The organism is Edaphobacter acidisoli (assembly GCF_014642855.1).
GTDB lineage: Bacteria > Acidobacteriota > Terriglobia > Terriglobales > Acidobacteriaceae > Edaphobacter > Edaphobacter acidisoli.
In genome coordinates this window covers 1,590,943-1,611,122 of sequence record NZ_BMJB01000001.1, presented here as the reverse complement: position 1 = coordinate 1,611,122, position 20,180 = coordinate 1,590,943, and the positions used below count along the sequence as shown (strand labels likewise).

At 54.5% G+C, this 20,180-nt stretch carries 9 protein-coding genes; 2 read left to right on the top strand and 7 right to left on the bottom strand.

What is annotated here, in order from left to right; all coding sequences use genetic code 11:
* Positions 1 to 52: 52 nt before the first annotated feature.
* From IEX36_RS06530 to IEX36_RS06500, 7 genes are all read right to left on the bottom strand, one after another.
* Positions 53 to 1,618, bottom strand: coding sequence for a hypothetical protein (locus tag IEX36_RS06530; RefSeq protein WP_188758449.1), 1,566 nt, complete (start codon positions 1,616 to 1,618; stop codon positions 53 to 55).
* A gap of 86 nt (positions 1,619 to 1,704) precedes the next feature.
* Positions 1,705 to 5,028, bottom strand: coding sequence for a TonB-dependent receptor (locus tag IEX36_RS06525; RefSeq protein ID WP_188758448.1), 3,324 nt, complete (start codon positions 5,026 to 5,028; stop codon positions 1,705 to 1,707).
* Positions 5,029 to 5,465: 437 nt separating this feature from the next.
* Positions 5,466 to 6,932 carry a hypothetical protein gene (locus IEX36_RS06520; RefSeq protein WP_188758447.1) on the bottom strand — a complete coding sequence of 489 codons (1,467 nt, stop codon included), beginning with the start codon at positions 6,930 to 6,932 and terminating at the stop codon, positions 5,466 to 5,468.
* A gap of 177 nt (positions 6,933 to 7,109) precedes the next feature.
* A complete protein-coding gene (locus IEX36_RS06515; RefSeq protein WP_229668767.1) occupies positions 7,110 to 8,354 on the bottom strand; it encodes an SGNH/GDSL hydrolase family protein in 1,245 nt (414 codons plus the stop codon).
* A 25-nt stretch (positions 8,355 to 8,379) separates the two neighbouring features.
* The gene (locus tag IEX36_RS06510; protein ID WP_188758446.1) at positions 8,380 to 9,708 is read right to left on the bottom strand and encodes a glycosyl hydrolase family 28-related protein; all 1,329 of its coding nucleotides are present in this window, start codon (positions 9,706 to 9,708) and stop codon (positions 8,380 to 8,382) included.
* A gap of 24 nt (positions 9,709 to 9,732) precedes the next feature.
* Positions 9,733 to 12,057: a GH92 family glycosyl hydrolase gene (locus IEX36_RS06505; RefSeq protein WP_188758445.1), complete on the bottom strand. Its 2,325-nt coding sequence runs from the start codon at positions 12,055 to 12,057 to the stop codon at positions 9,733 to 9,735.
* A gap of 57 nt (positions 12,058 to 12,114) precedes the next feature.
* Positions 12,115 to 14,424, bottom strand: coding sequence for a glycoside hydrolase family 3 N-terminal domain-containing protein (locus tag IEX36_RS06500; protein WP_188758444.1), 2,310 nt, complete (start codon positions 14,422 to 14,424; stop codon positions 12,115 to 12,117).
* Positions 14,425 to 14,712: 288 nt separating this feature from the next.
* On the opposite strand from IEX36_RS06500, the gene IEX36_RS06495 reads away from it, so the two are divergent.
* Both IEX36_RS06495 and IEX36_RS06490 read left to right on the top strand, forming a co-directional pair.
* A complete protein-coding gene (locus IEX36_RS06495) occupies positions 14,713 to 16,140 on the top strand; it encodes a hypothetical protein (RefSeq protein ID WP_188758443.1) in 1,428 nt (475 codons plus the stop codon).
* A gap of 364 nt (positions 16,141 to 16,504) precedes the next feature.
* Positions 16,505 to 20,161, top strand: a complete 3,657-nt coding sequence (locus IEX36_RS06490; RefSeq protein ID WP_229668765.1) for a TonB-dependent receptor — start codon at positions 16,505 to 16,507, stop codon at positions 20,159 to 20,161.
* Positions 20,162 to 20,180: the final 19 nt, after the last annotated feature.

The following is a 20,180-nucleotide window of genomic DNA, read 5'->3' as shown; positions in this document are numbered from 1 at the left end:
GATGATCTTCTTTCCAGTAGCAGGCTCTTTGTCTCTTACGCTCATTTCATGTTCAGACTAAAGCGATTACGGCTCCCGGCGAGGAGAGATCGCCTGGAGTGCGGTTGAACAGCCCGGTTGTGCGAAGGATGCTTCCGTCAAAATGGACGCTTGCACCATCGAAGTTTGCATGGCGAGTCACATCGATTGATGTATCACCGGCAAGGTCTTGTGCGAGCACTCGCTTACCTTTTTGCGGCTTGTCAAAGACCAGTGTTAGCTGTTCGTATTCTCCGAAGATTCCGAAGGGCCCGGATGCGTCGCCCACATGCAGCGTAACCTTTGCAGGATTCATGCGCCATGCTGATCCAGGTTGTGTGCGCTCCTGAGCGCCAATTGCGACTGCGCCGTTGGGAAAACGCGCAGCGAAGACAAATGGCTTACTGCCCGAAGCCTGAACCCCGGGTAGATCGATGTTGCGCGCGAGCACGGCGGGAGCGCTTTGCCATACGGTTTGTCCCACCAGTTCATGCTGCCAGGTCTCTCCTGCAGAAAACGTCCATCCATCTCGCAGAATCTCAGAGCTTGTGTGAAATGTTCCCATGCCGCAGGGGTAAGGTGCGGCGATACGCTGCCAGCGCAGAGCGCGTACTACCTCGTCGATGCGCTGTTTGGTTCTGCGCTGGCCATTGAAGAACAGGTCCACATCATTTTGTGGACGTAATCCATGCAGTGGGTGCCGCATAACTCCCATGGTGCATCCCAGAACCGCGGCAACATATACTTCGTCTTCCACGTTCAACAAGCTATGCAACTCATGGTGGCCAGCAGCGCTGCTGAGCAGCTCGGAGGCGCGGTCAAGTGTTGTCGGCAGCGAAAGAATCGACGTAACATCGTAGGTTCGATACACGTCGGTGTGGCGCAGGATGTCCATTCTCCGCGAGTTCCACGGTTGAGGTCCGAAGCGTCCATCTTTCTTCCAGTCTCCGTTGACGGGTGGTTCGCTGTGTACATGCTCGAGCGTCAAAGGAATCTGAGCGCGGTTCCGTGTGCGAACCAGATCAAATTCCGGGTCGCCTATATCGATCTTCCAGTAATGGATTCCGGCGTTGCCACATTCGCTTTCCAGGGAAAGGCCAGCTGGTCCGTCTGGTGTGTTGCGACACCACAATGCCGCTCCTCTCCATCCGTGACCCGCAACATCCTTGTTCAGCAAATGCAGGCGCTGCGCGGAACTTCCTTTGTACGAGGGAAATTTGACTGGATCGAGATCGAAGGTAGCCGTGCCGCCGATCTGCCAACCATCATCGAGCAGGAGATAGATGTTTCTGCGGACACGCGGATAGAATCTCGCTGCCCAGCCTCTTCTGCCGAATAGAGCTTCTTCGGTCATTGCGTTGTGTGCAAGGAGACTGCCTGAGCTGCCTTCGAGCATGGTTGTGTTCAATGCAGGTTCGCCCTGGCCAAACATGTAGTTCTGCACGGCCCAGGTGCACCAATAGTTCGGTATCCCTGGGGACTCCGCGGGCACCAGGCTGGCTCGTTTGTGCTGCGTGGAGCCTGGAGATGTTATTCCCTGCGCTGCGCCGGCGATAGAAGTTGCAACAAGAGCCGTCAGGAACTCCCTGCGATTTGGCAAAACTGTCTCCCTTTGCTTTGAATCTGAAGCGACGCTCAGTCAGTGGAGGCTGCCGAGATGAACGTCCGGCAGCCTCCGCGCAACAGTTAGAAGGTGAAGTGCATCCCCAATTGAATCTCCCGGGGAATGCCGTTTGTGCCTCCGATCTGGCCGAAATTAGAATCGCCCAGCGTGGTGTTGGGGTTCGAATAATGAGGAGTATTCGATAGGTTGAAGGCGTCTACCTGGAGCTTGAGCAACATGCCCTCACGCAGGGTAGAGGTCTTCGACAGCGACACATCGGAGTTGTAAAAGCCGGGGCCGCGCACTTTGCCGATGCCGGAATTTCCTAGCTGGAGCGCAGCAGGGTAGGCAAAGCAGCTTGTGTCAAACCATTTCGATACCGAACCAAAAGTCTTCACCGATTGGCAGGTGGCGTCTGCATGGTTGGTCACTCCGCTGCCGAGGTTGTCGATGTTCGTTGTGATGGTGAGAGGTTGCCCCGACTGCAGAGTCGTGAGGGTACTTAGCTGCCAGCCACCCAATATTGCATTTACCGGAGCAGAAGACGAAGACAACCACCGCCGTCCCTTACCGAACGGGAGTTGATACGTTAAGCTCGCGATCATGCTTTGCGGAACATCCGGAGCCTGATTGGTACCGACGCCTCGATTGAGTCGGTCATTGAGAGGCCACCAGATGCTCATGTTGTCGATTTCTTTGGACCAGGTGTAGGCAATTCTTCCTTCGAGCCCATACGAAGTGCTCTTCTTCAGCTGCACTTGAAGGCCGTGATAGATCGACGATCCGTCTGCGGCTGCATAACCGATATTTGTCGCATATTGGTCGCCAGTGGAGTTGAAGTATTGATAAGGCAGCCGTGAGTTGTACGACGTTGTTCCTGGCGGCGGCGTGTTGATATTCCAACGACGGAAGAGATGGGTCCCCTTGGTTCCAACATAAGTTACCTGCAGTGCAGTCGTCGTGGAGAGCTGTTGTTGCACGCCAAAGTTCCATGCATTCGCCAGATCGGGCTGCATGTTTCTCGCCATCAGCTCGGGAGAAACTGCAGGTGGTGGCGCCACTGGAGCGGACGTCGGAGTGGGAATGTAGCTGGGCAATCCCGTCGTGCTGAGCGAGGGCAATGGTACGTTCAGCAACTGGGCCTGCGTGCTGAAAACTTCGAAGAACGGGAAGTTGCGTTCCAGGAAGCCGCCCATCGCGCCGAAGTTGCCAGGGAAGTGGGTGATGCCGAAGGCCCCCGAGATGAGTGTTTTGCCGTTATTGGGTGAATAGGCAAACCCAACGCGCGGCGAATATCCGCCAAAGTATGTGTCCACATTGGGGCCGCGATTGCCTGACGATGCGAAGTCGAGGACACCCTGCGCCAAATCGAAGTTCGACTGACGATTATTCTTGTCGATGGCTGGCGTAATCAGGTCCCAGCGCAGTGCGAGGTTCAGGGTCAGGTTGTTCGTCACGCGGTACTGGTCCTGCGCGTAAACGCCCAATAGATTCGCGCGTGTTGCCGGGTCTGTGGCGACAAAGCCGCGATCTTCGTACGACGGCATTCCCAGCAGGAAGCTGGCGAATTCATTGCCGCCTGTAGGGTTGGAGCAACTGGGCTGCATGGTGCAGCTGCTCGTGTAGTTCGATGAGAAGGTGAAATCGCCGTTCTTATTGCTGTCGGAATTTGTAAGAGATGCCTGGAGGAGACGGTAATCCTCGCCAACGGTGAAGGCATGACGGCCCAAAGTTTTGGTGAAGTTATCCGTGATCTCAAAAGAATTGGAGATGCGGTGGGAGTTCGTCCAACCCTGCGAGCCCGTGTTGGCGATGTTGCCGATCTGGAAGTTGCCGATGCCGGTAGCGCCAAAGTTTGGGTCGTTCCCGTTTGGTATCCCCAGCGCGGTGTTCTCATTCGTCCCGAGATCATTGCCGAAGTCTTTGGTGTAGAAACGATTGAATCCAACGCGGAATTCGTTGAGCGCGGTCGGCGAAAACGTGTGATCGTAGCCGACGGCTGTGTTATGGTCGCGCGACATCGCGTTGACATCGCCGATCTGAATGAATGGAGTGCCGGGTGAAGGAGCTTCCAGATCGCGCCGCTGATAGGATTCGCGCACAAAGACGTGATCGCCGTTACCCAGTTGATAGTCGCCTTTGATATCGAACTGGTGGTTGTTGTCGGGCTCGGTCGTGTTTGCATTGAAGTTGTTGCTGGTGCTGGCCTGACTTGTTGCCGTTGGCCATATCGTGCTTCCGGAGACCATCTTGGCGGAGACCGAGTCGAAGCGCGAAGTGGGAATTTGCCACGCGTCTCCCTGGTTGGTGGAGATCGTAGGGAAGGGCTGCATCGTTTGTGGATCATAGATGGCGTTCGGGAACTGGCTCTTCAGGAAAGTGCCCTGTTTCATCAGGTCAGTCGGTACAGTGAGGATGTAGCTGATGCCGTGCTGTAACAGAAGTCCCTGATAGTCGACGAAGAAGAACGCTTTATTCCTGAGAATCGGCCCGCCGAATGATCCGCCGAACTGGTTGCTGCGATAGGGTGCCTTGGATGATGCTCGCCATTGATAGGCATTCAGGGAGTCACCACGATAGAACTCGTAGGCTGAGCCATGAAATGCGTTGGCGCCCGATTTGACGAAGGCGTTTACCTGCGCTCCGCCGTAGGTCCCTACTGTGGCATCGGCGTTGTTGGTGGATATTTTTACTTCCTGCAACGAGTCCAGAGGAGGTGTGACGTTGATGAAGGCGTTCAGCAACTCCATGTTATTTACGCCATCGAGCGTGTATGTGGTGCCTCCCCAGGGCATGCCGTTTACACTGGCGGTGATCGATGAAACAGCGCCTGCGCCGGCTGCCGCTTCGGGCGCGCTGCCGAAACCGGCTGCAACAGAGCCAGGAACCGTCTGGACCAGTTGAGAGAAGATGCGCCCGTTCAGTGGTAGATTGGCAATCTCCTTCTGATCCACCACCTGACCGAGTGAGGAACTCGTCGGGTCTATCAGCGGTTGCGCCGCGGAGACCTCGATGGTTTGGTCCTGCCCGCCTACCTTCAGTGTGGCATCTACACGGATGGCGCCATCGACCACGACAGCGTTTCCGTTGGATACAAATGGACTGAAGCCCTGAGCTGTAAAACGGATGCTGTACGTCCCCGGCTGAAGATTGTCGAAACGGTAGTCGCCATTGGAATCGGTTGACATCGTCGAGGAGGTCCCTGTCCCAATGTTGGTGGCCGTTACGGCCGCCTTGGCGATGACGGCACCGGTCGAGTCCTGTACATTGCCCAGAATCCTGCCCGATACTCCTTGTCCGAGGAGCGCCGGTCCCATTGCAAGCAGGACTAAAGCCATCAGCACGGGAGAAAGACGCTTGAGCAGACGCGTGCACCTTCTGCTCCTGGAATAGATTCCACAATTCATACTGCCTCCTTATCAATTACCTATCGCTTACATCTCGGCCTTCTCGCGCTAAAGGCGCTTCATATCCATTGCTTGATGAAGGCTGCTCGCAGAATTTCCGGATGGATATCTCTGTTTGGGGTTCTTCTGCATCGCAGGTTGATTCCAACGATGGCAACCAACGTAGAGAATGAGAAGATTCATTGAAAAGTGACCGTGGGGTTACGATTTTTTGAAACAGGCATGTTGCAGGCGCATTTTCCCTCATGTTTCGCGAACGTTACATGCACGTTACAGAGGTAAAATGACCACTTTTAGGGCGAATGGAATCTAGCTTGAGAGAATTTGGGATTATGCGTCTATGGTTGCTGATGAGATCCGCGCCTTCAACGAGTCGTCATGCACGGCGACGAGGCTTTAAATCGCCTTATGAAAGGTCAAGCATGGACTGATATGGATTATTGAGATTGCGCGGGAAGGGAGGTAGAGCCGTCAGTGCTGTGAGTATTGGCAACGTCAATCTTGTGAATGGCTTCGAGCGAGGCACCCAGAACTTCAGATCCCTTTTCGAGCCGTACACGCACCAAGGCTTGAAACTGCGGAATTATAAGGGCTTGATTCTTTTGCTTCGTCACGGACAGGCCCTTCGCCAGCTCTTCCACGCCGCTCTGTGAGGTTGCGAACATGGTGGCCCCTTCAGTCCCAGTCGTATCCAGGCCACCAAGCACGGCGATATGTCTTCCAGTGATCACACCCGACTGTACCGAGAAGATGGCGTAGTCCTGCTTCAGCACGTGGGTTACTGGATCGCGGCCGGTATGGTAGGAGGCTGCTTCCCCGGGGTGTGGTTGTGTATTCACGATTTCAGCTCGCCACTGCTCCAGGTGGGTGTCGGGATTGATAAAACGGAAGTCTCCAGGTGTCATCAGTTGGGCCACGGCCACGTTCTGGAATGACGACCCGAGCAAGATGACACTGTGCTGCCGAAGATCAACCGGCGTGATATCACGGCTAGGCTTGATGATAGGTCGAAGTCCCATTTGTCCGAATAATCCTGCCAGCATAGCCACGGCTTGGAGTTCGCCTGCGCCGGTATACCCGTTTTCGTAGTAAAGAGCGCCGGCCTTTTCAACCAAATCGGGGTTGGATGCAAACTGCCGGGCCAGATGAGGGTCCACAAGTGAGCCTCGGTCATCACTGGCACCCTGTCGATACCGGAACAAGTCGTTGGAGTTGTCCAGCAGGAACACCGCGTCCGGGTAGGCAATCACCGGATTTTGATCATCGCCAACGAAGCTCGCCCAAAAAGCCTTCACTGGATCGTCGCCCGTGGCGAATGCCTGAAGCGAATTGCCTGACATCAGCGGACTGGATTGAGCGCCTCTGTGTTTACCTGTCCATAGCCCTGCCGTGAAGATGAGACCCAATGCACAAACAGTCCCAATCCATAACGCAATCCGCCCTGGGTGACGCACCACGCCCTGTCCCAGCGTGCCTCTTGGACCACCGGCCCTGATGCTCTGTGATGTCTGGCCTTCACCGTCGAGTATGCCCTTGAGCTCGGTTGAGGTTTCAAACTGAGCCAGATAGTGCCCTTTGGGAATCTCAACCAGGATGGGATCGCGGCGACCCTCGCCTTCGTAATACTCCTTCAGTTTCAGCCGCAATCGGTGAGTCTGGACACGTACGATGGTGTCCGTCTTTGGATCGAAATCGGCAGGGCGCCCAAAGGCCTCCACTCCAATGACATACTCTTTGAGCGGTTCTACACCTTTTTCCAGCGAGCGCGCTGCAATGAATTGCAGCAGTTGTTGCAAGGTGCTTGCATTCCGGAATGCGCTGGACTGAAGAATACGTTCAACTTGACGATGGCACTCGGCGACCGCTGGCATTTCAGCATGATCGGCGGCCGTTTCGACGTCCATCGGATTCCCTCCTCGCAACAGCGTTGCTGCCGTCCGTTGCGGCAACGCCACGAGACCCGCTTACAATCGCTTCCCATCACCGGCGCTCGCACTTTTGTGACGCTTTGCCTGTATGAGAACCTAGTCTAGCGCACATGCCCTCCATGAAGAAGTTGCAGGTAGCGGGTACACGTCCGGCTAGTGAGATTTTCTCTGCGTGAAGATCGAAGGGTCTACGGCATTGGCAATAGCCTGCATGCCTGCATCGTTCGGATGCAGGTGGTCGCCGCTATCGTAGGCGGGTAGATATTGCGTGGGGTGGGCCGGGTCGTGGGTAGCAAGGTCCTGATCCATGACTGCATCGCATCCGCTTGTTTTGCTGCGTAGAAATGCGTTGACCTCTTCACGGGCGGTCTCTCCGGCTGGAGTCCAGTAGTTGGCGCCCTGATATGGCGTCAGTGTGGAGCATAAGAACTGGATGTGGTGACGATGGGCCATGTCGATAAGCTGCTGCATGCCTGCGATTAACTGATCCGCCTTGGGAATAGGCCGCGTTGATCCCAGATCGTTGATCGGATCATCAGAGAAGATGACCCAGCGGACACCAGGCTGTGCAAGAACATCGCGGTCAAAGCGGGCCTCTGCACTTTCTCCAGCTCCGTAAGTAAGCAGCCTGTTCCCGCTTATTCCTTCGTTCAACACTCCTATACGAAGTCCGGCGCCGAGCAGCCTTTGAGCCAGGATGTCGGGCCAGCGGAGGTTCGCATTGTCTGTGGATTTATACCCATTCGTAATAGAGGCACCTAGCGTCACAAGCGCACCGCGCCACGAGTCAGCTTGTATGTCGAGATTTGTAATGTAATACCAGCTTCCGGTCGTGGCAGCATTCTTGAGGGTAGTGTCTCCGCTGACGTCTCCCACGGCGATGTAGCTCGTTTGATGTGCGTCGGGATTGCAGGTTGCCGGTCCGGTGTGGTCTGGGAGATACATGCTGATGGCAACATCGGAGAGAGCAGGAAGTGTAATTGTGACAGGATCGCTCACGGCAGATGCGCCTGGCGGGATTGTCACCGAGGGCTGTCCGTTGAAGAGCGCCAGGCGATCTGTGTTGGCGAGAATAATAGATGTTCCACGGGTCCATCTTGCCAAATGCACATCTTCGATATGAAGCGGACGGCTGCCGAACAGGTTGGAGATGCGGATACGCGCTTGAGTGCCGCCAATGCTGGTGTGCACGATTTGCCGCAGAGTCTGTTGGTAGAAACTCCGGTGAGTATCGGCATGGACAGGTGGTGTGGCCCACGTTCCCACCCATTGCCGCTCCGAAATATGCTGTGCTGAGGCTCGCGGCATTGCGCCGGAAGGCGGCTGCTGCGCCGTGACAGCAATAAGCGTAGAACACAGCAACCCAGCCAGAACCGACCTTGCGAACGCAGCCTTCATTATCGACCTCGAATTGCCGTTGGCTTCAGGATGACGCGGCATTCAAGCCGATCTGGACATCTCCGTGAGAATGATTCTGGATCTGCGCAGGTCCTGCGAAGAGGTTGCCGGAGAGGACAGCACGCTTCACGTCTTCTCCAAGAAGAACATGCGGCTTGTTCTGAAGGAACTCGCACCCGCGCAGCAGAATGCTTCCTGATGACGCCTGGATTGCTGCACGCTCACCCTCTTTGCCCCACTGCACGAAGGTGCAGTCGCTCAACCCAACCGTCCCCGTTCCCGCGATTTTTGCAATTTGATTGCATGGCCCCCAAAAGGCGCTATTGCTGAGCCGGACAACGCCACTATTCGTTGGCCGGACTTCGATCATGGTTGGGTCGTCGCCATGGAATGAAGTGAACTCGCCATTTGTAATGAGAAGCCCGTAGGAAGCGCATTGCTCGACCAGAATGGCCCGGTTGCAGTCATCTGCTCCAATCCCCAGGAAGTTTCCGTTGCAGTTTCCCGTACTGGTGTCTACGAACTTATATCCAACGTGATAGCCGAAGCAGAACGTGTTGAGCACATATTCCCAGTCGGCGCGGCCGAAGATAAATGCCTCTCCGTTCTTGGTCTGCCATTGATAGACCGCGCTGTGCGAGTTCCACCAGGGATTGAAGTGCACGTTCTCGATGCGTCCGATGTCGTAAATTGCATCGACCCAGATGCCCCGGCGGATAGGTTGTCCAGTTACATTGCGAATGTTATGGCGCTCATTTCTGCTGGCATCAATGCCCTGGTAGGGATTGAGTAATTCAACATCAAGGACTGCCGGGTTCTTTCCCCGCATTGCGATCGTCCAGGGATAGGCTATGGGGGTATTGTCGGTAACTTGTTCCGGATAGTAGAGAGTCAATCCGCGTATGGTGCTGTTCGTGTTGAGGGTTAGAAATGGCTCGCCTTCTTCGTGGCCTTGATTCGCGGTTACAAGCAGAGCCGTTCCATCGTCGCCCGGCTTGGACTGTCCACGGTCTCTTACCCCTGTATGGGATGGTGCACAGGCAAAGGACCCCTGCAAGGTGACGCCATCGGGAACGATCAGTGATCCACGAAGCAGATATCGCCCTGGCGGCGCGTAAACAATTCCTCCGCCTGACTTGGACGCTGCATCAAGAGCGCGCTGGAACGCTGCTGTGTCGTCGGTCTTTGCGTCTCCAGCCGCTCCGAACTTTCGCACATCCTGGCAATTTGAATCCGGGACGGCAGAAGGCTCCGTTGCATAGGCCTGGCGCGAGGAGTCGAAGAGAGTCGAAAGTCCTGCGACCGCGCCAATGGATAGAAGTTCGCGGCGCGACCTTCTCTGGAAATCATGCATGTTCTTCTCCTCAGGTCTGTCAGCTTATTGCTGAGCGGTTTGCATCGGTGCAGACATGGACGGCGGAGCATCTTCGACGGCGCTGCCCCAATGAAGATTGGGCTTGTCTCCCATTTCAAGAGTCAGCGTTCCGCCGTTGGCAATGTCTGATTGCCGAAACCAGGGCTTATCGAGCGGCTGTCCATTGAGCGTGGCTGATTGGATGTATTTGTTTTGGGCAGAAACATGGTTCGCGGTGACTGTGAAGTTCTTGCCGTCAGCTAGTCGAATCACGGTCTTGGCAAAGATGGGGCTGCCAATTTCATAGACGGGGCTTCCCGGGCAAACGGGATAAAAGCCCATGGCGCTGAACACATACCACGATGATGTTTCGCCGCCGTCATCATCTCCGGGAATACCCAGTGGCCCGTCTCCGTACCACACGTTCATGATCTGCCGCACGCGACGTTGCGTCTTCCATGGCTGGCCGGAGAAGTCGTAAAGATAGGGGATATGGAAGCTCGGCTCATTTCCTTGTGCGTACATCCCAATCAGTCCTGTGGCGTCGGGAAACTGGCCGAGGAACTGGTATTTTGATGTCCCATACTGCTCGACGAACAACTGGTCGAGCTTGGCATTGAATTTGTCGCGGCCGCCGAACAGATGGATCAATCCGGCGACATCATGCTGAACGCCGAAGGTATAAAGCCAGGAGTTCACTTCAGTGAAATAGTCCCGTCCACCCTGGCCACCGCCTAGTTTGGGATCAAAGTGCGCGACCCATTTTCCATCGGCGCTTTTAGGAGCCATGAAGTCGATGGCAGGGTTGAATACGTTTTGATAATTGTGAGCGAGCTTTGTGAAGTATGCTGCATCGGCGTTTTTTCCGAGCGCCTTCGCCAGTTGGGCGACGCACCAGTCGTCGTAGCTGTTTTCGATGGTGACTGATACAGCCTGACGGCGTTCACCTGTCACCTGAGGCACGGTTTCCTTTTCTCCATAGGCGAGTGCGGGGAAAAAGCCCTTCTCAAAATACACGCGGTCCAGGCTGGTAAGTGGGCCACGTTGCCAGGGAAGCATGGTTGTTTCAGTGGCGTTCTTTCGCATCGCAGCATAGGCTTCCTGAACGTCAAAATCGCGGTATCCCTTTTCATAAGCATCGAGAATGAACTCATCCGCATGATGCCCGATCATCACCGCCTGCTCGCCAGCTATGGATGGGAACGAGGGCAGCCATCCGCTCTGCTCATACATGCGGAGGTAAGAACGGATCATGTCTTCCTGTTGCGCAGGATCAAGGAGCAGTTGCAGAGGATGGAGAGAACGGAAGGTGTCCCACGTGCCGTCATCCACGTAGAAATCATGCCCGTCCGCATTGTGTACTTTGTGGTCGTAGCCGCTGAAGTATCTGCCGTCCTCGGTGATATCGGTCATGCGTCCCAGCGAGCGATAGAGCGCTGTGTAGAAAATAGTGCGCTGCTTTTTCGTGCCACCGGACACCTGAATGCCGTCAAGAGTATGGTTCCAGACTGCCTTTGTGTTCTCCTTTACCTGTTCAAATGTCCAGCTCGGAATCTCCTGCTCCAGGTTCTTTCTGGCTTGCTCAACGCTGATATAGGAGAGTCCAATCCGGACTTCAACTTTTTCGCCTTGCGTTGTTGCATCGTCGCTGACGAATCCGATGTGGTCGCCTTCCTCTTGTGCGTTATGGGAAAGAGCGTTGTCGTGCCAGGTCTGCCAGGAGTGGAACGGGCGCGAAAATTCCGCGTAGAAATATTCACGGGTTTCGCCGCCCTGTTCGGCCTTTCCACTGATCGGTCCGTAGATACGCTCGCTGCCTTGCACGGCATGGTCGCCGATCACTGCCAGGTGTGCGTCGGATGGCAGGGTAATCGCCAGATGTGAATGAGCGTTGCTGGGAAAGGTAAAGCGATAGTATGCTGCGTGCTTTGTGGCCGTAAGCTCGGCTTTGATTCCCCACGTTTGCAGATCCGCCTCGTAGTAATAAGGAGTGCTCACCTCAAAATCGTGATCGAAGTCCGAGGCATAGACCTCCTGACTTGTGACGATGGCTCCGGTAGAAGCCATCAGCGTGGCGGGTCCGGCAGGGAAGCCGTAAATCTTGTCGGCAAGATACCGGTCATTAATTCCAGGCGTAGTGATGGGCGCGAGGCGCGCCATGCCGTGCGGATATTGCACATAGGGAACCGTTGCTGTAAGTAACTGCCCGATGCCTCCAATATTCGGGGAGACAAGATTGGCTGGGTCATTTTGCTGGTTTGCAGCTACCTGAGCGAATGCGTTGCTGTCGGCAGGCAACAGTAGAGACAATAGGATTCCTGCAAAGATAAACTTCAATCTTGTCTGCATATTTTTTTGCTTGACCCTTCAACCTGTAAGAAAAAAGTTCGGCTCTGCGTGGCGAAGCTACTTTGCTCCGGGTTTCAAAAAGAATTTTGCTGTCAGCGGGGCCAAAGACGAGCCTCCCACCCAGACTGTGTAGTTGCCTGGCTCAACAGCCCATCGCTCCTGCGCGTTCCAGACCGCAAGCTGTGTTTGTTTCACGTGAAAGAGGACTGTTTTTGTTTCGCCCGGCAACAGATGAATGCGAGAGAAGCCTTCCAGAGAACGGCGCGGTGTTTCTACGGTGCTCACATCCTCGCGCATGTATAGTTGTGCAACCTCATCACCGGCGCGGCTGCCGGTATTGGTCACATCGACGGATACTTCGATATTCCCGCCGCTTCCTGGCCGAGGAGATTGGACGCTCAGGTGGTCGTAACGGAATGTCGTATAGCTCAGACCGTATCCGAACGGGAAAAGCGGTTCGCCGTTGCTATCGACGTAGCGATAAACACGTGATGGATCGGAGTTGTAGTAATCGGGCAGTTGGCCCACCGTTTGCGGAAATGTAATGGTAAGACGTCCAGCAGGATCGTTGTCGCCGAAGAGTGTTTCGGCGATAGCCTGACCTCCGAACTCTCCTGGATACCACGCTTCAAGAATGGCAGGAACATTCTTCTTTGCCCAATCAATCGTCAGTGGACGGCCATTCTCAAGCACTAGCACCACGGGCTTGCCGATCGCTACAACCGCTTCAAGTAGCTGCTCCTGATTGCCGGGAAGATTGAGATCTGAACGGTCAAAGCCCTCGCCCGAGATTCCTTGCTTCTCGCCGAGAGCCATGATGACGACATCCGCATCTTTGGCTTTGGCCACAGCCTCGGGGATGCTTTGTCCTTCGTCAAAGGTCACATTGGCATGAGGGAGCAGATTGCGAATGCCTTCAACAATACTGATGTGCAAGCCGTTCGCTTCATTCTCATAATCGCCATAACGCGCAACGTCTCCATTGGGGCCGATGACCGCAATGTGCTGCGTTGTCTTTGCAAGTGGGAGCAGATGGTTCTCATTCTGGAGCAGCGTCATGGATTCGCGCGCAGATTGAAGCGAAACAGCAAGATGCGCCGAAGAACGGTGCTCTCTTGTGTTCAGGTCCGGTGCAACGAATGGATGATCGAAGAGACCCAGAGCGAATTTGACGCGCAGGACGGAACGCACTGCGCGGTCCAGGTCTGCTTCAGAGAGAGTGCGATTGTGCACACAGTCGATCAGCGATTTTTGAAACAAGGCATGATCGAGATCGTAGAACTGCATGTCTACGCCCGACTGGATGGCCATGCAGGCAGCGTCCGGGAGACTTGCGGCCACATGATGCACGGTATAGAGGCGTTCAATAGCTCCGAGATCGGAGAGAACAAATCCCTGAAAACCCCAGTCTTTGCGCAGGATGGTCTTCAACAGGAAAGGATCGGCAGTCATAGGGATGCCGTCGATCTCGTGATACGCGGCCATCACTCCCATGGCGTGTCCATCGCGGATAGCGGGCTCAAATGATCGCAGCATGACCATGCGGAGTTCGCGCTCTCCAATGTGCACGGGTGATGTGTTCGTCCCACCTTCGGGAGAGCCGTGCGCTACAAAGTGCTTCGGCTCGGCGATCACCGTGTGGTCAGTGTTCAGGCTCTCACCTTGTACGCCTTGGACATAAGCCATGCCCATTTGGCCCGTCAGATAAGGGTCTTCTCCAAAATCCTCTTCTACGCGGCCCCAGCGGGGATCGCGGGCAAGATCGAGCACTGGCGCGAGAATCATATCGACGCCTGTGGCGCGCGCCTCTGCCGCAATCGCCGCGCCTGTCTGTTTTGCAACCGAGGCATCCCAGGTTGCAGCCAGGCCAATAGGAGCGGGAAATACGGTTCCGGTATCGAATCCGTGCAGGCCTTCTTCGATGAATAACGCGGGAATGCCTAACCGATTATGGGCAATCACCCACTTCTGGATCGCGTTTGCCTGCTCCGGCGTGGGGTTTAGGTCGTGGATGGAGCCGACACCGAGGTTTGCCCATAACGCATCCGCTTTTTCGGGTAAAAATGCTGCGCTGGCGGTGGCATGGGTTTTATCTGTATGACTGCTCATGATGGAAGTTGCCCCGGAGTACATATCCAACTGGCGCACCTTTTCCTGAAGTGTCATCCGCTGGAGCAGGTCGGTTACGCGCTTCTCAATCGGAGCGTTTGCCTGCCGGTATAGCGAACTGCGGGACCGGGCGATCGATGGGACCTTTTGTGCGCGACCTGGCGGCGCGAGAACGAGAGACAAAGCGAGCAGGGAAAGGCTACTTGCGGTAATGACTCGCGAACACCAGGAAGGTGTCTCTCCGGACCGGGGGCTCATACGAGAAGTGTGACGGACGTGGAAAAGTGGCCCTGTTGACATTGAACTCATGCAGATGCTGGTTGCTTCCTCGTATCTTTCCTCGGACGGCTCGCAAACGCAATTCACGGTAATTGAATCGCCTATCGGAAAGCAACGTTAGCAGCGCCTCCTAACGTATGTCCAAGTAATTGGAAATAAAGACTTATGAATCTGGAGGGCCATCTAACAGTAGGTACATCCCTCAAACTCAGGCAGGGGATTGTCTGGTCTTCCAAAATGTTAGAATTGTCGCTCCGAAGACTTCCTATGCAATCGACATCAAATATTAACGATGGTGAACGTACGATAAAAACCATCGAGAGCGAAGAAGATCGGGTCCTCGTTCAGAAACACCTGAATGAAGTGATCGAGGGAGCAGCTTTTCGTGGAAGTCATCGCAGCGGACAATTTCTGAAATACATTGTCGAACAGGCCATCGCCGGACGCTTTGAATGTCTCAAGGAGCGGGTTATCGGAGTTGAGCTGTTTGGGCGTGCTCCCTCCTACGACACCGGGGAAGACGCAATCGTCCGGGTCACGGCGAGCGATGTCCGCAAACGCCTCCTCCAGCATTATGGTCGATACGGTACGACTTCCCGCTTTCGGATTAACTTGCCGCCTGGGTCTTATATCCCTGAAATCACTCGCGAGGAGCACAGGGAAGGGAACGGAGGCTCCGGCGCCCATGCTGCTAATGGGTCTGCCGCGGTGCTTCATGCGACGACACAAGCATCTGAATCAAGCGCAAAGGTATCAGAGCTCACACCTGATAAGGCGGGGCAACTCCAACCGGCACCGGTGGAGAATAAGTCCAATCGTCGTCTCCTGTTTGTGGGTATTCTGCTGGCGACGATCTTCAATTTGGGCATCTGGGGAGTCTTCTGGAAGCACGCGGACCATGCGAATCATGCGCTCTCTACGCCTCTTCCATGGTCTGTATTCTTCAGCTCACCGCGTCCTCTCCATCTGATTACCAGCGATCCCGACATCGCTGAAATTCAGCAATATGCCGGTGGGCAGATTTCAACATCAAATTATGCCAACCATAATCTAATTCCCATTCCAGATAACATGACGCCGGAGATCCAAAGCTTCTGGGAAGTTCTCATGAAAGAGGACAAGGCGTCGTTCGTTGACGCAAAGATCGCGGCAAAGATTGCGGCGCTGGCCCAGACATATACGAAACATATTGAGGTGCATGCGGCCAGGAACCTACAAATGTCCGACCTGCAAACCGACGATAACTATATATTCTTAGGAAGTCCCCGTTCCAATCCCTGGTCTGCTCTTTTTGGCGACCAGCTCGATTTTCAATTTTCTTTCGATCCAAATTCCGGACAAGAGATTCTTCGCAATATCCACCCGAAGCCGCATGAGGCACCCCTTTACGTTCCGACAGCGTTAGGCGGCGCAACTGGTCAGTCCTATGCGATCGTCGCTCTGGTACGAAACCCTGACCAGGCCGGGCAGGTTCTTTTGATCGCGGGAGCCAATGCTGAAGGCACAGAAGCAGCGGGAAAGCTTGTTACAGATATGCCGCGGCTTATAGCTGCCCTTCGTGATTGTGGGATATCGACAACGGATACACCACGTCATTTTGAGTTATTGCTGAAACTGAATACGATGGCCGGTTCTCCCGACAATATATATGTCGAGGCGTGCCATATTCTTTCCGATAGCGTGACCCGTCCCTAAGCAACTTTGTGGGCCATTTTCTTTGGCTCTGAACGGCGCAGACTTAGAAGCTGCCGACATCGCTGAGATGCGATGACTGTACCCCCGCGCGAGAAATTGAGACAAGCGCGTACCGGGTTGGGTGCGCGCAACTGAAAATTGAGGACCAGCCCAGTCGTGTCTCCGTTCGTTCTGACGCAATGTAACTACTGTTACAGTTTCATGCTTTTTCCAAACTTCGCGTTTTCAGCAACGTAGGAGCATCGTTAGAAATCCTTCCTAACGTTGCCGACGACTAGATGCGAGCATAGCGTGGTTGCGGCTGTAGAAATCAATTCATCAATTCATCACAAAAGCAGGATTGAGAGTTTTGGGAGAGAGTGAGATGACGCAACGAAGAAGTTGGCTCAAGTACTTAACTTTATGTCTAGTGTTGACATTGCTTGGTGGCGGGAGCGTAGTGTGCTTTGCACAGCTCGATCGCGGCACTATATCGGGAGTTGTTACCGATCCGTCAGGCTCCGTCATAGCAGGGGCCAGGGCAACTGCCACAAATACAGCAACCGGGACGCAGAGCTCAACATTTACCACTGGCTCGGGGGCTTACACGATCCCTGCGCTGCCTGCGGGCGACTATTCCATCACGGTGATTGCGCCGGGCTTTAAGAAGTTCATCCGCAAAGGAATCACAGTTTCGGTTGGACAGACCGCGAGCGTTGACATGCAACTGGCTCTAGGACAAGCGACGGCGACGGTGACGGTAACCTCGAATGCTCCTCTGCTCCAGACCGAGAGTGCGCAGAACAACGTTGAGGTCACCACAAGAGACCTGAATGAGCTTCCAATCAACATTACCGGCGTCGGAGCCGTGCGCGACCCGATGGGCTTTGCTGCCTTGCTGCCGGGAACCATCGCCGGCGGCTGGAACGATATTCATATAAGCGGCTCGCCGGCAACAACCTACCGCGTCTTTATGGACGGACTGGACGACACCTCGGCAGTCAAGGGCGCCATCTCGGATGAGCAGCAGCCCTCGGTTGAATCCCTTGCCTCAGAGTCCGTGATGATTAACGACTATTCAGCACAATATGGCGAGTCCGGCGGAGGAATCTTCAATTACACCTCAAAATCGGGCACCAACCAACTACATGGGACGGCTTTTACCTACCTTGAGAACGAGGCACTGAATGCCAGACAGCCCTTCAATGGGTCTCTCCCCATGCAGCGGCAGTTCGATTTTGGCGGATCTTTCGGTGGGCCGGTGGTGATTCCTCGCGTCTATAACGGCCACAACAAGACATTCTTCTTCTTCGCCTATGAGGAGTACTACAACAAACAGACCCTTAACCTGGGGACCATTACGGTTCCAACGGCTGCCTATCGCAATGGTGATCTAAGCTCTCTTCTGCTTGGCCCCATTGTGGACTCCAGCGGAATGCCGGTTCTCGATTGCCTGGGACGACCGATGATCAATGGCGCAGTTTACAACCCAGCGACAACCAGAATGGCAACCTGCACCGACGGATCTTCCAAACTGGTACGCGATCCGTTCCCGAACAATTTTATCGGCGCGCCAAGCACGTGGGATCCGGTGGCTCAAAAAGTTCTTACCTATCTTCCTACCCCATCGGGGGCCACAGCCAACCAACTCACCAATAACTACCCGAATTTGCAGCCGAATAATAAGTATCAGTACTTGACGAGCATCCAGCTTGACCACTATATCGGTGAGAAGTGGCACTTTTCTGGCTACTACATTGCGGAGTATTCCAATAAGGATAACGCGGCGGATGGCATTAACGGTGTAGCCACCCAGACCCGCTGGAACACAACTCCGGCGCCGCAGCTCTATCTCAATGCGGACTATACCGCCACGCCGAACCTTGTGCTCCACTCCGGCTTTGACTTCACGCGCCACGCCGCTATGCAGAACTCAGCCGTGCAAAACTTCGCGGCGACCACTCTTGGGCTGAACACAGCAGCAAATATGCCTGGCGGCGCTGCAAACACCTTCCCCCTATTCCACGGGCTCACCGTCAACCGTCAGAGTGTTCCTCAGATGGGAAACAACAACGCTCCGTTTATTGACAACAATTGGTACAACACTGAATCCGCGATCTGGGTTCACGGCAACCATACTTTTGAATTTGGCGGCGATTTCCGTCACCAGCTTTTTGGTACTCATAACGATCTGTCGGCCGGAAACTACGCCTTCAGTCCGAATGAGACGTCTCTGCCGTCCGCTCAAGGCCAGAACCTTTACGGAGCAAGCATCGGCGATGGCTTCGCCAGCTTCGCGCTTGGCCAATTGGATGGCGCATCCATCGGCAACGATAACATTCAGTGGTTCCACCGTATGGAGAGCGGGATCTACGCACTGGACAACTGGAAGGTGACAAAGAGACTTACAGTGAACTACGGACTCCGCTGGGATTTTGAACAGATGCAGCACGAACAACATGACAGGGAGACCCAGTTTAGTCCGACCGTTGCCAACCCGTCGGCTGGCGGCCTGTTAGGGGGAACTGAATACGAAGGATACGGGACAGGACGGTGCAATTGCAGCTTTGAGAAGTTCTATCCCTGGATGATTCAGCCTCGTCTCGGCCTCAGTTATCAATTAGGTACAAAGACCGTGCTTCACGCAGCTTCTGGTCTCTACTCTGCACCACAGCTATTCATGAATGAAGAGATCTATAGCAACCAGGGATTTGGTTTCAACCAGACGTTTCTAACCAGCCCATCCTATGGCATTGCAGCAGGTCAGTTATCGAACGGTATTCCTTACTCCGCGGCTGCTCTGACCGCTACGAATTTCGATCCTGGAGCTTATCCGAATATTGGTAGCACTAACTCGCCCCCATCATTCATTGTTCCCAACAATGGCCGTCCGGCGCGCTTCGTACAATCAACCCTTGGCATTGAACGCGAGATAGCGAACAATCTGACAGTCAATGCGTCCTTCATTAGCGATCGTGGTGTCTGGCTTAACTCTGACGGATTGACAAATACTATCAATGAGCTCACTCCATCAATCCTTTCGCAGAAATACAATTTAGATGTTACTAACCCGAGCGACTTCAACCTGCTGACACAGCCGATCTCTTCTCCGAGTGTAGCTGCCAGGGGCTTCACGAAGCCGTACTCCACCTTCCCGTCCGGGGCCAGCTTGGCCCAGGCATTGCGCCCGTACCCGCAATTCGGCAACATCGGCGACTATTACGAGCATAATGGCGACTGGTGGTACAACGCGCTTCAAATCAAGGTCACCAAGCGAATCAGCAATGGCCTGTCGGGCGGTCTCGGTTACTCATGGTCGAAGAATCTGGGAACGGTCTCCAGCACAGGGACCTATACCACGGCCATTCCGATACAGGACCCCTCGCTCTCACCCCAGAGCCAGAAATCCTACGTGGCTATCGACCAACCGCAAATGATCAATTTCTACTTCAATTACGAGTTGCCGGCATTCAGCTTTGCTCAAAGCGGCTGGAAGCGCGCACTGCTTGCCGGTTGGACAACGGACGGCATCTTCCGCTACGGGAGTGGTTTTCCGATACAGGTACCCAATGCGACGAGCACTCTGACTTCGGTGACGTTTGCTAACGGAGTCTGGGCGAATCGCGTGGCTGGCCAGAAGCTCTTCCTACATAATCTCAACGACCACAGCGGCAATCCTCGTACTACGTTCTTTCTCAACCCTGCCGCCTGGGCTAATCCCGCCTCCGGGCACTATGCTAATTCGAAACCATACTATGGAGACTACCGTGGTCCGAGACAGCCAACCGAACAATTGGGTATTGGCAAGGTCCTTCCGATCAAGGAGAGGTTGAAGTTCTCAGTCCGCGCCGATTTCTTCAATGTCTTCAACCGTTGGGTTTATCCGAATCTGCAGAATACGTCCAATCCCTTCCAGACACCTCAATATGGGCAAGACGGAAGCATTGCTAACGGCTTCGGTTATCTGGGAAACAGCATCTCCGGGGCAGGTGGAAACTATGCTCCGAGGAGTGGCGAAATTGTCGCAAGAATCGAGTTTTAGAGGGCAATTTAGCTAATAT